Source organism: Ignavibacteria bacterium, assembly GCA_016707005.1.
In the GTDB taxonomy this organism is placed as follows: domain Bacteria; phylum Bacteroidota; class Ignavibacteria; order Kapaibacteriales; family Kapaibacteriaceae; genus UBA10438.
On record JADJIQ010000005.1, the window covers coordinates 888159 to 899896 of the forward strand.

Consider the following 11738-nt stretch of genomic DNA (forward strand, 5'->3'; position numbering starts at 1 on the left):
ACACTTCGACTTCGCTCAGTGTGACTCCCCGTCATTAGTCATTAGTAATTAGTAATTAAGAGGCTGTGCATTACGGTCCTTCTCGCTCATCACCGGATCATCAATAAGCCAGCGGATGCCGAGTGAGGGATCGAGTGCATTGATAGCCCCTTCCCCAGAAGGATTGTAGAGGGCTGTGCATTTGTACGAAACATCTGCTTCTTCGCTGAGGACGGCAAAGCCATTGGCAAAGCCGGGTGGGATCCAGACGACGCGACCGTTTTTGTCGGAGACGTCGATGCTCACGTGTTTGCCGTAGGTAGCAGAACCTTTGCGGATGTCGATCTCTACGAGTTGTATCTGACCGCGTACAACTCTCAGCATCTTCCCCATGGGCTCGATGTTTTGAAAGTGCATGCCACGCAACACGCCATAGGTAGAGCGTGAGTGGTTGTCTTGCACGAAGTCAGTAGGAATGCCATATCGTAGACACATGTCTGCACGATAGGTCTCTTCGAAATAACCACGGTGATCATTGAATCTCTCCGGACGGAGAACCATCACTGCATCGAAGATCACCTCTTCAAGCATCAAGGGCATCGAGCTCTTCCCATGTTGGTGGAGTGCGTCGTTCCGTGCGAAGCGGATAGGACTTTCGTAGCTCATCAAACGTATCGGGTGTGATACGCGCATGATGATCATACGGTGCCACTACTGGTTTGATGGTTGTAAGGGGCTTCTGCTCAGCCAATTGTTCCTCGGTGAGTTCTGCTTCATCGCGAATTCGAACGGGATGTCCAACGTATGCCTCATAGGCCATCAGTGCGCCCTTCTCCTTTGCTTCGACGGTATATCCGGCAATGTGCGGCGTGCAACGAGTGATACGTTCGGTCACAAAGGGGTCGATGTTGGGTTCGTTCGCAAACACATCGAGCACAGCACGGAGCGAGCCGGCTGCTGTGCGACTTGCCAAGGCTTGCTCGTCAATGATGCCACCGCGTGCTGTGTTTATGATCAACGCTCCTGGTTTGCACAATGCAAGGAGTTCGGCCGTGATAAGATCGCGCGTTGGATGTGCACCGTCTTCCGTAAGAGGTACATGAAGTGTTACTACGTCTGCAGCTGCAACGAGCTCGTTCAGCGATACTACCCTGACCCATTTGGGGAACGTGGCGCCGGACTCGAGAAGGGGCGGATCGTTCACCAGCACCTTGAATCCTAGCGCTCGTGCATAACGTGCCAAGAGCGAACCTACGTGACCGAATCCAACGATGCCGATCGATGCACCAGGTGCAACAGACTGTTCTTCCAAGGCATCGAGGACATACTCGGCAACGGCGTTGGCATTGCAGCCAGGTGCAGAGGCAAAACGAATATTGCGCGACTCCAGATACTCGATATCGATGTGGTCGATGCCGGACGTTGCGGAGCCTACAAAGGCCACGTCTGTTCCCGCCAAGAGCTTGGCATCAACAGTTGTTACTGAGCGAACAAAGATCGCCGTTGTGCGAGATCTGCGGAGCTGTTCACGTGTGAGTGCTCTTCCGTCGAACCGCGACACACCGTCTGTGTGTGAGAGAATTTCGGCGAGGTGTGGGATCTGATCGTCAATGAAGAGCATGGGTGTTCGCTGTTACTACGGGGCAAGGAGAAATGGTGTGGTTCGTGTGTGACCTCGAGCGGAGACGGATAACGTGTAGACGCCATTGGATGCCGTGCTCGAGAAGGACATAATAGGGATAGAAACTGACGTGCCACTGTGTTCTGCTGAGTAGACGGGTCGGCCAAGCACATCGTGAACGGTGATCATATGTGTTGCGCCGTCCTCAAGCGTGATGTAGAGGGCATCTTTAACGGGCTGCGGAGCGAGTCCAAAACGTGGACCGCGCTCTTCCTCCTCAACACTTACCGGCAACAATTTGATCGAGAAGGTGGCATCACGGAAGGCATCTGTCAAGAGCACAACGTCGATGACCTTGCCTGGCATGATCGGCGGCGTGATCGTGAACGTAAGTGTCTGAACCTCATCGGGCGCAACCATGACGGGGTATTCGAGAGGATCGGCGGTTGCTGAACCGGACGGGCTGAACAGCGCTGACGTTACGGTTACGGTGTCCAAGCCGATATTCCTCACGGAGCATTGAACGGTACTTCCCGCGGATACCATGAACGTGTCCTGCGTAGACCTCACGTATCCCTTCTTGGGAAGTCCGATCAACGTGGCATACTGTGAATGTTCTTCCTCACCGGGGTTGGCATAATACACCGTAGCGGTTGCCACATACGGGAAATCCGTCTGAGGCGTGTATTGGACACGGAAGAGGTAACAATCCGTTCCCTCCGTGGAAGCACCATCTTGCCAGAAACGAGCTTCGAAGATGTTGCCCGGATTTGTTGCGAATCGATTGTAGTTGACCGGTGTACCACCGTCGCTGCAGAATTCCACTGCCGTCTTCACGGTATCGCCTGCATCCGCTCGGTAGACAATCGTATCGAGCGGTACACGGACCTTTGGCTCTTCGTACTCCCAGACCGGAAGGAGCTCAACGATCACATCATGATCAGGTTTTGGAAAGGGGGCGATGTTTCTTGCGTCGTAGTTGCCTGTGCAAACAAAGAGTCTGCCATCACTCATCACGAGGACATCGCGGAGCCGACCATACCGAAACATCAACATGTGATCAGTTTTCGTGATCGTGGACTGATCTTCAGACAGCGTAAAGGCCATCATTCGCGAAGCCTTGAGGAAGACGCCGAGAAGCTTGCCGGTAAGTGCAGGGTAGCGCGTGTGTGGGTAGTACTCAAGTCCGGACGGTGCATACGTAAGCTGTGTGCCGCTTGACCAAACGGGTTCAACAACGTTGTTGGCTGTACAGAAGTCGATCTCTGAAGGAAGGTCACACCTTCCTTCGATCTTGGGCCAACCATAATTAGCCCCCTTAATGATCAAGTTGATCTCGTCTTCGATCCTGTCTCCGTGCTCGGAGGCAAAGATATTGCCGTTGGGGAGCCGACACATCCCTTGCGGATTGCGGTGGCCGATGGACCAGATCTTACTTCCGGGAAAGGGATTATCTGCGGGGATCGATCCGTCGAGGTTGATCCGAATGGTTTTCCCGATCTCTGACGTGAGGCTGAACGTACTGTCGGGAGCCGGCTGGTCTCCGTTGGTAAACATCAGCGTGGTATCCGGCAGGATGATCAGTCTGCATCCTTGATGCCATTGTTGGGCAGGCTTGAGCTCATAGATGTTGGTGATGTCTACGATCTTCGAACCATCGAAACGTCCGCGAAGTACACGCTTGACCCAAGTGTCATAGTCCTTGAAGGCATAGGCAGCATAGACGTATGGCTGCTCCGAGAAGTTCGGGTGAAGCACCATGCCAAGCAATCCGATCTCCACACTATTCGCTACTGATTCACGGAAATCTAGGATCGTGTCCTTTTCCTTGGTGTCGGGGTGGATCCTGCTAACAAGACCTACTCGCTCGGTGAACCAGATCTTTCCGTCCGGACCTTCAAGGAGATCCCATGGGATGTTCAAGTGGTCGGCCACGGGACGTGCCGTGAAGTCAACCTGACCCTTAGCGCTGATCGATACGATCAGGATAGAGAAAAGTACGAGAATTGAACGCACAGGAAGATCCTTGTATAACGAGACCGTTACGGCAAAGATACGGGGTTACACTAGCGTAATACCCTACAATGCATCTATTTGGGAGGGGGCAAACCAAACGGGATACGAACTCCCTCAACGGCCCATCGTGCACGGACCGTCACGGATATAGACGTAGGCCACCATTCTTCGCTGAACGAAAATGGCGTATGATCTCCATGATCGTAGATGCCATTGTCGTTCCGGTCAGCAAAAACGTCGATCTTATAGTCGCCGGCAGGAAGTGCTGCAACGGTGAATGGTTGTCCTGGGGAAACGGCATGTGAATACACGACGATGCCGCCTGACGTGAGGAATCGCAGCTTCAACGACGCATCCGCTGGGGCGAGGCTGAAGGTGTCCACCAGAACCCCACTGAGCGACCCGGGTTCAGACCTGCGCTCTTCGGTAGAGATCCAGTGAATGCGCACGGAATCGTCCAGCTCTGAACCGGTGAATGACCGTACATCATCGAACGTTATCGATGTACGATACCATGTCTTCACGTTTCGTGCTCGTTGTGGCCGCAGCACCAGGCGCGTGGCATCGCTCCAGGTGGCAGTGATCGGCATTGCCCCGTTCGGTGCTTCATGCCAGATGGTCATGCGTGCGTTGGAGGTGTCTACGGCGTCCGAGAACTGAACGATCACTGTTGTATCTACACGCACAGATCTCGAACTATCTGCCGGTGTGATGCTCACGATCCGTAGGGTGGTAGTGTCCGGATTGGTCACACCACGGAACGCAGAACGTCCTACGGAATCGGGTGATACCACACCATTGAGATCAACAACACTCTTTGGAGCACTGTGCACCTCGTATCGAGACGTATCAAGATCACGTCCAAGGCGCAACAAGATTCTCTCTTGTGAACCACTCTCGGGCCAAATGGCAACAACGGGAATTGATGGTTCAGTTGCCGATGTGATGGAGAGAGCGACATGCCAGTTGTTGACTGGCTGCACCGGCTCTGAGAACTGCACACTCACTAAACGCGCATTCAGTGCACGTACCCTAGCCATCAACGGCTGATCTCGGTCGATCGCCTTTCCCAATAGAAGAGCAAGGGGCTTGGCAGATCCATTTACGACAGATACGTCGGCCGGAGCATTCACAAAATCCTCTGTGTTCTCCAGAAGCCCGTTTCGATTGTCGTCGCGCGCCGCCACTACTCGATACAGACCGTCGGGAAGTCCCTTCAATGAAAAAGCGCCTGACGAACCAACGGGTAGACGGAATTTTGGAGCAACGGTACGCGGACTAAAGGTGGACGGTAGCGTGTCTCCGCGCTGATAGCAGAAGATCACAACATTGGCAAGAGACTGACCGAAGACCTGTCCTGAGATACTTCCGGAGTCGATGTGGTCTCCCGTAGAGAAGACCATCGTATAAGACTCACTCGGCTTATTACCGCGCAGGTCCGACCACTCTGTTCCAAGCGTAACAGTGTACGTTGTGTTTGTGTCAAGGGGCTCTTCGAACGTGATATCGAGCTCATCTCCGCTATACGTAGTGGAGAACCGTGCATTCGGCAGGATCGTGATCGCATTACGAACAGAGCGGTCTACGTAGTCGTCGAACTCAAAGGTGATCGTTCGCTCCTTCATGGACGTAGTGCCACTTGGCGGCGTCATCACCGTGAGCACTGCCGGCTCTGCGTCCTTTGGACCGCCCGTAGGAGCAACCTTCATGGCACAACCTGCCAAGAACAAGCAGGCGGAAAGAGCCGTAACGACGGAGGTTGTGGAACGCAAGAACAAGGACATACCGCAAAACTAGCCCGTACTGCCGTAGTTTTGGTGCAATGAAACACGAAGAGCCGCGGATACTGACTCGACTCAAACATGCCTGGGACCTGATCTACGACTTTGTAGACATCACAGACCGTCGACACATCTTCCTTCTGTCGTCGGGAATTGCCTTCAACCTCTTGTTGTGCACCATCCCGCTGGTGATCCTTGTCTTGTCAGTTGTTTCGGGCGTTATCGACGAAGCACAGACGAAGTCCACCGTTCAAAACTTCCTCGTCAACTTCCTCCCGCAGAACACCCAGGCCACAGATCTCATCGGTGTTGTGGTGAAGGAGCTGGGCTCTGTCTTCAATGCACGAACGGTTGCGGGTTGGATAGCCGGCATCGCATTGTTGTGGCTCGCATCAACGCTCTTCAGTTCGCTTCGCACCGGACTCAACGCGATCTTCCACATCCCAACGCCGAAGTTCTTTGTGATCTACCGGCTCAAGGACATGTTGCTCACGATCATCACAACGGTCCTGATCTTAGTTGTGACGCTGATGAGCCCCTTGATGACACTTGCCGAGAGTTACTGGACAGGTGCTCTGCCCGAACTGCGTCAGAGTTTACTCTTTGGATTCACTGTACGTGCTGCATCACTTGTTGCAACAACAGTAGTGTTCTTCTTGCTCTACCGACTTGTTCCGAACAGGAAATTGCCGTGGCCGGTGATCTTGATCAGTACCGGTGTTGCGGTTGTACTATGGGAACTCGCCCGTATTCTGTTCTCGTGGTATGTGAACGGTGCAACGAACTTTAGCAAGTTCTACGGCGGATACGTTGCACTTGCATCGTTTGCACTCTGGCTGTATTACTCAGCATTTGTCTTCTTGCTGGCAGCGGAACTTGGCCAATACATCCATGCGCTGCGAACAAAACACGAGAAGCCGGCTGTTTAGAATCGCAGAAGGTGATCCCACGTAACGAACAGATCCCACGTAGCGGTAACATCGCGCAGACAATACTCTGCAATGGTGTCGTGTTTGCCTTCTTGGAAGAGGTCGCCCACCATTGAACCATCCACACCCTCTGCTTTAGGTGATGTGATGCCGAACGACTTCGCATAGAAGTCGAAATTGAATCTCCGTGTAGCTCCGCTTCCGGAACCTTGGAAGAACGTTAGACGATCGAGTAGATCGATGTGTCCGCTATAGTTGAACCGTGTGCCATCCATGAGATTCTTGGACGGACGAATGCCGAGGACGGCGCTGCGTAACATCAACCACGGCGCATCAAAGTTGCGGCCGTTGAACGAGACCAGAGTGATCCCACGGTGATGATTGAGAAGTTTCCAAAAGTTCTCCAGCATCGTGCGCTCGCTGCTCAGATACCACGTTGAGCCGGAGGGGAGTTCTTCATGTCGCGAAGGAGCCCCGTCTTCCATCGATGGATCCACGGAATAGGCAACACGTTTTGCTTGCCATTCATCACCCTCACGCGTCATCATCTGCATGCCGATACACACGATCCTTCCTGTGAGGGGGCTCAGGGAAAACTCGCCGATCTTCTTCTCGCGCTCTTCTTCTGTAGATGCGCCGCGCAAGAGATACTCGATCTGGACATCGTCGAAGTTCTCAGCGGAATGTCCAACGGTTTCGAGGTCAAAGACGAGGTAGGACGGATCCATGAAGGTCACCGGGTAAGAGAGATGAATTCTGTTCTGCGATTCTGAGCCCTGCCCTCTTCGGTGTCATTCGATGCCACCGGTTCAGAATCTCCGTAACCCTTTACGGCGATACGCTCAGCCTTGATGCCACCACGCACGATCGCATCGCGGACGGCTTCTGCGCGCTTCTGTGAGAGTTTTTTGTTGAAGTCCGGATCCGTTGTGCTGTTTGTATTGTCGGTGTGACCGCGCACTTCGATCGTCATCTTCGGGAGTGCCTTCATCATTGTTACGATGTTGTTGATAGCAACAGAAGATGATGCATCAAGGGTTGCTTTGCCGTGATCGAAATTCACGTTCAAGAGGGCGATGGCTCCAACATCCGGAGTATTGTCATAGTTGAAAGTTGACGAAGCAGTGTCCTTCCCCCAACAGAGTTTCAACTTTACATCGTGCGGACCGTAATCCTGAACAGGGTATTCGATCACGTAACTGTTCTTCAGTCTGCGGTAGACATCTTCGAACATCGGACGGAACTCTGCCGTGCCATAGATGTGCGAGTACGACCCGCCGGTGCTGCGAGCGATGTCCTCCATGTATCCTTCGTTGATACCGGCACCGAAGTCCACTGCACAAACCACGATGTTGGACTTGATAGCACGAGAGATCATCTCATCACGAGAGATCTTTGACGAATTCTCCTGACCATCGGTGAAGATGATCACGGCCTTGCGTGTACCCTTCGGTGCGGTTGCATCCAGATGCTCGATCGCGGCAGCAACACCTGAGTGAATCGCAGTGCCCCCTCCAAAACCCTCCAGGCCATTTTGTTTCAAACGTGCGCGCACTTCGTCGGTGTTGCTCGACAATGCAGATTCCACTTCAGTGTGATGATCGTATCGTACAAGGGCAACAGCATCCTGCGGCTGTTTCAGTCCAAGGAAGTCTTCAACAGAGGCCTGCATTGCTCGTGCACGTGCGTCGCCCATTGAACCGGAGTTGTCCATCACCAAGGCAACGGCGATAGGTTCTTTGTCGCGCTCCGTTACCTCACGGATCGTGTAGTTCTTCACCTCACGAGTTGTACCGTTGATGGTCTCGGTTACCTTGCACCACAGCGCCTTCCCATTTCCCTTCACTCCACCCGTGTAATAGGTTCCGTTGGAATCAAGCACGTGTGCATAGATCTTCACGGTCTTGCCATCGCGCGTATCAACGCGCGTTGCTGTGAGAGCAGCCTTCTGAGGCTTCTTCTCCGGCAGCGGAGCAACAGTCCTCAGAAAGATCGGTGCATAGCCAGGAGGTGGTGTAGCATCGGCCGTAGCCTCCGGCTCTTGCCAGGAAGCGCAACCACCGAGGAGGAGAATGGCGAGAATGACAGAGTGACGCAACGACTTTATGACATTATGACGATACGACGGTGTGACGGCATGACGTGTCAAGGGGGTGCTCGTGAAATTGTTGAGACAAGTCTACGACCCTTATGGGATCACACCATCGAGTTGACGGGTGATGCGATCTTTCGGGTCAAGGCGGCGCGCAAGATCACGATATCTGCGGAAACCTGCAGTATCGGTAAACGCGTCAAGTTGGTAGAACGCCATTGTTCCGAATCCGGCCAGTGCGGTCTGCTGGAGCCCCTTATCGAGTCGGTCTGAACGGCCTCTGAGACTCGTCACCAGTTCTTCCAACCCTGCAATGCCGTGCTTTTGACGGTAGGTGAGGGTGTCTCTGGTGAGTCTCACAAGCGGTCCTGCTGGACGTCGTTCATATCCTTCTGCAAATCCTTGCTCGTCGCTAAGGAGTTCAGGAGTGATATAGACCGGCCTATCCGGGTTTGCGGTGAGAAGGGCGTTCAAGAGTGCAACAAAACGTTGCTGTATGATCCGAACGTTGCCCTGGTTCTTGTTGAAGGCATCTGCATCAGACTCAAACAGCTCGAGATAGGGCATGTAGGCATCCACTTCCGGCTGCACCTTCTTCATCACGTTGGGATATCGCTGAAGGAGGTAGGGGGCGTACCAGGTCCTACGCAGAAGCTCTTTATCGATCAGGGTGATATCTGTCCGCTCGTGATCCACCACCTGACGATACCACGCCGCGGAACAGAAATAGTCCCACTGTCGAGTAAGGATGATGGCATTCGGTTCGGCGTTATCAAAGACCCACGTTGTGTAGTTATCTACGGCCGTATGGTCAGACCTGTCCTGCTGTTGCCATCCCACAACCACCAACACCATTGGCATGGCGAGAGCTGCCCAATGAAGACGCGACGGCAGCTTCTGCAGAAGTGTAGGTAGCCCAACGCAGAACAGCAACACGGCAACGAGAATGGTGGGAAGGAAATATGGTTCCAGATCGGGGATGGCATATCCCAACGAGATCCCAAGATTGCCCGCGACGATGGCCATCAATCCAACCGCTACGCTGCGTCGTGAGGCTATCGTGCGCCAGAGCCCATCCGCGGCCGGAACCAGTCCAACCCAGAGCAGGGTGGAAGAGAGGAGCGACCAGAACATTGCAACGTTGTCGGAGAACGCCTTCTTGTCACTGAACATCCACACCCCAAACTGGGTGCCCTTTACGTGGTAAAGGAAGGATGATAGATCCCGATGAACCATTCCCCAGTTGATAGGGGGCTCCTGCATGCTCCGTAGCGGAAGCACTGCATAAAGGGCAACACCGGCGAGCGCCGGTATCACCACATAGGCCCAATTGCGGAGACGGAGTCTACGGTCCTGATCTCCAGAAAGCCACACCAGAATGAATCCCGGTGCAAGGAAGGCCGAAGACAGGTGATTGGCCAACATCAGGCCGTAGAAGAGTCCGGCTAGTGTGGTCCACCGCTGCGCATTGTAAACATCGTTAGCACTCTTGAAGGCAAAGAGCAACGTAAGCGAGAAGAGAAGCAGATGAAGCGAATAGACCTCTATCGATGTGGCCTGAGCCCAGACAACGCTGCTCCATCCAAGGACAAGAGCGCCGCTTGCGGCGATGATCGAATAGAGGTGGTCAACGCGCGGACCATGCACACGCGCTAGGAGGGGCAGAACCAGGAGGTACATCACGGACACAGAAGAAGCCACCCACACTCCGGCCAAAACGTTCAAGGCGGCAACCGGGGAGCCCCATGACATCATCGTCCATACGTGCCCCAGGAGCGTAAAGAGCGGATAGCCGGTGGGGTGTGCAACACCGAGGGTTGTGCATGCGGCAGCCAGTTCTCCACTGTCCGTATACATCAAACCAGGCGCCATGGTCAGCACATAGGTCGCAAAAACAAGAAGGCCGAGGACAGCTGCCTGGAAACCAGGGGAGGCCAGTCCTCGGCCGATGATATTCTTCATGGGTCGAGCGAAGAGTGGAAGATCAGCGGGAAATGACCACCGGAGAGGCCGACATCGAACCATCGGCTGACGTCATGATGAGACGATAGGTGCCCGAGGCAAGGCCGCTCAACGGCAATGTGGCTGCCGTGGAGGCATACACGCCATACGAACGAACGATGTTGCCGGAGGCGTCGTAGAGGCCGATAGAATTGATCGATGGGAGAACATCGCCGCGTACCGTGATCGATTCAGAGGCTGGAAGCGGACCAACGGAAAGGCCGATCTCAGACGCATCGCGAACAGATGTTGAAGGGGCGATCTTGAAGGTTATCGAAAAGTTGAGCTTGTCGTTCGTATTCGTCTTATCGAACAAGGAGACGCGTACGATGCTTGTGCCTTCTGCACCGCGAGGAGTGAGGTCAACGTAGATCGGGAGGGTACCGCCTACTGCCAGGACCTGGCCTTCGCGGATATATGGGTCGTCTCCCGGGCCCGGATAGAGGGACCAGCAGAGGTTCATGCAGAGTTGTGCCGTATGGTCGAGCGACACGTCGTTCAGGTCGTACGAGAAATACAGCTCTTTCGCCGTTTCGTTCAGGTTTCGAATGGTCCCTTCGCGCTTTACTGTGCCGCCTTCAGGCGTACCGTTGATCGTTTCGCCTTGGAGCCAATCGATCGTATATGTCTGGGCACCAGCCGAGGCAGAAAGGAGGAGTCCTGCGATGAGCGCAAGTACATGAGTTTTCATAATTTGACGTCCCTTGGATTCAATGCGTTCTGCAAACCTACTACACGCCGGCAAATTCCCGAACGTGTGAAGTGTACGACGCCGAAACCACCCATTTGTGACAGGAGAATTCGTGAAAAGGTTCGTTCTGGCGGCGATCGTTGCCCTCGTTGCGCTTTCTGGGATCACTCGCGCTCAGGATTCCTCATCCGCTCGTCTTCCCTCCGTGAAGATCCGTAGCGTTTCCGGCGACCTCGTGAATACGGCCGATATCAGCACAGATAATAAGCCCGTGGTGGTGAGTTTCTGGGCAACATGGTGTAAGCCGTGCCTTCAGGAGCTCCAAACCTACCATGGCCTCTATGCAGAATGGCAAGAGAAGTACGGTGTTAAGCTGGTGGCAGTGTCCATCGATGACTCTCGGAATGCGTCCAAGGTAGCCCCTTTCGTAAAGTCCAGGAATTGGACATATGAGGTGTTGCTCGACATCAACCAAGAGTTCAAGCGCGCCATGAACGTGAACAACGTTCCGCACACATTTGTGATCATGAACGGTAAGGTTGTGTTCTCCCATAGTGCATATTCGTCCGGCGACGAAGATGAGCTGGAAGAGCTCTTCAAGAAACTCACGGGCAAAGAAGGATAATCT

At 53.9% G+C, this 11738-nt stretch carries 10 protein-coding genes; 2 read left to right on the forward strand and 8 right to left on the reverse strand.

Going from position 1 to position 11738, the window contains the following annotated elements:
* Nucleotides 1-48 precede the first annotated feature (48 nt).
* From rfbC to IPI29_12100, 4 genes are all read right to left on the reverse strand, one after another.
* The gene (gene rfbC, locus IPI29_12085) at nucleotides 49-570 is read right to left on the reverse strand and encodes a dTDP-4-dehydrorhamnose 3,5-epimerase (protein ID MBK7413285.1); all 522 of its coding nucleotides are present in this window, start codon (nucleotides 568-570) and stop codon (nucleotides 49-51) included.
* Nucleotides 563-1600 (reverse strand): 4-phosphoerythronate dehydrogenase, encoded by a 1038-nt coding sequence (locus IPI29_12090; GenBank protein ID MBK7413286.1) that lies wholly within the window; start codon nucleotides 1598-1600, stop codon nucleotides 563-565. The genes rfbC and IPI29_12090 overlap by 8 nt, the downstream gene beginning before the upstream one ends.
* Before the next feature lie 15 nt (nucleotides 1601-1615).
* Nucleotides 1616-3616, reverse strand: coding sequence for a PQQ-dependent sugar dehydrogenase (locus IPI29_12095; protein ID MBK7413287.1), 2001 nt, complete (start codon nucleotides 3614-3616; stop codon nucleotides 1616-1618).
* A gap of 74 nt (nucleotides 3617-3690) precedes the next feature.
* Nucleotides 3691-5325 carry an Ig-like domain-containing protein gene (locus IPI29_12100; protein ID MBK7413288.1) on the reverse strand — a complete coding sequence of 545 codons (1635 nt, stop codon included), beginning with the start codon at nucleotides 5323-5325 and terminating at the stop codon, nucleotides 3691-3693.
* Nucleotides 5326-5438: 113 nt separating this feature from the next.
* Between IPI29_12100 and IPI29_12105 the strand changes: the two genes are divergently transcribed.
* Nucleotides 5439-6326: a YihY/virulence factor BrkB family protein gene (locus IPI29_12105; GenBank protein MBK7413289.1), complete on the forward strand. Its 888-nt coding sequence runs from the start codon at nucleotides 5439-5441 to the stop codon at nucleotides 6324-6326.
* Here IPI29_12105 and IPI29_12110 read toward each other — a convergent pair.
* Genes IPI29_12110 through IPI29_12125 form a run of 4 tightly spaced genes read right to left on the reverse strand, consistent with a single transcriptional unit; the run spans nucleotide 6323 to nucleotide 11110 of the window.
* The gene (locus IPI29_12110; GenBank protein ID MBK7413290.1) at nucleotides 6323-7054 is read right to left on the reverse strand and encodes a ribonuclease H-like domain-containing protein; all 732 of its coding nucleotides are present in this window, start codon (nucleotides 7052-7054) and stop codon (nucleotides 6323-6325) included. The two genes, IPI29_12105 and IPI29_12110, sit on opposite strands and share 4 nt — an antisense overlap.
* 5 nt (nucleotides 7055-7059) lie before the next feature.
* Nucleotides 7060-8475 (reverse strand): OmpA family protein, encoded by a 1416-nt coding sequence (locus IPI29_12115; GenBank protein MBK7413291.1) that lies wholly within the window; start codon nucleotides 8473-8475, stop codon nucleotides 7060-7062.
* Between the two features lie 39 nt (nucleotides 8476-8514).
* Entirely contained in the window at nucleotides 8515-10380 is a 1866-nt protein-coding gene (locus IPI29_12120) for a DUF2723 domain-containing protein (GenBank protein MBK7413292.1), read from the reverse strand.
* A gap of 22 nt (nucleotides 10381-10402) precedes the next feature.
* Nucleotides 10403-11110 carry a T9SS type A sorting domain-containing protein gene (locus tag IPI29_12125; protein MBK7413293.1) on the reverse strand — a complete coding sequence of 236 codons (708 nt, stop codon included), beginning with the start codon at nucleotides 11108-11110 and terminating at the stop codon, nucleotides 10403-10405.
* 112 nt (nucleotides 11111-11222) lie between these two features.
* On the opposite strand from IPI29_12125, the gene IPI29_12130 reads away from it, so the two are divergent.
* Entirely contained in the window at nucleotides 11223-11735 is a 513-nt protein-coding gene (locus tag IPI29_12130) for a TlpA family protein disulfide reductase (protein MBK7413294.1), read from the forward strand.
* Nucleotides 11736-11738 lie beyond the last annotated feature (3 nt).

Excerpts from the sequence above, each read along its gene's own strand:
- IPI29_12100 (MBK7413288.1), bottom strand. The coding sequence starts at position 5,325 with ATGAAGGTTGCTCCTACGGGCGGTCCAAAGGACGCAGAGCCGGCAGTG.
- IPI29_12120 (MBK7413292.1), bottom strand. The coding sequence starts at position 10,380 with ATGAAGAATATCATCGGCCGAGGACTGGCCTCCCCTGGTTTCCAGGCA.
- rfbC (MBK7413285.1), bottom strand. The coding sequence starts at position 570 with ATGCTTGAAGAGGTGATCTTCGATGCAGTGATGGTTCTCCGTCCGGAG.
- IPI29_12125 (MBK7413293.1), bottom strand. The coding sequence starts at position 11,110 with ATGAAAACTCATGTACTTGCGCTCATCGCAGGACTCCTCCTTTCTGCC.
- IPI29_12105 (MBK7413289.1), top strand. The coding sequence starts at position 5,439 with ATGAAACACGAAGAGCCGCGGATACTGACTCGACTCAAACATGCCTGG.
- IPI29_12090 (MBK7413286.1), bottom strand. The coding sequence starts at position 1,600 with ATGCTCTTCATTGACGATCAGATCCCACACCTCGCCGAAATTCTCTCA.
- IPI29_12110 (MBK7413290.1), bottom strand. The coding sequence starts at position 7,054 with ATGGATCCGTCCTACCTCGTCTTTGACCTCGAAACCGTTGGACATTCC.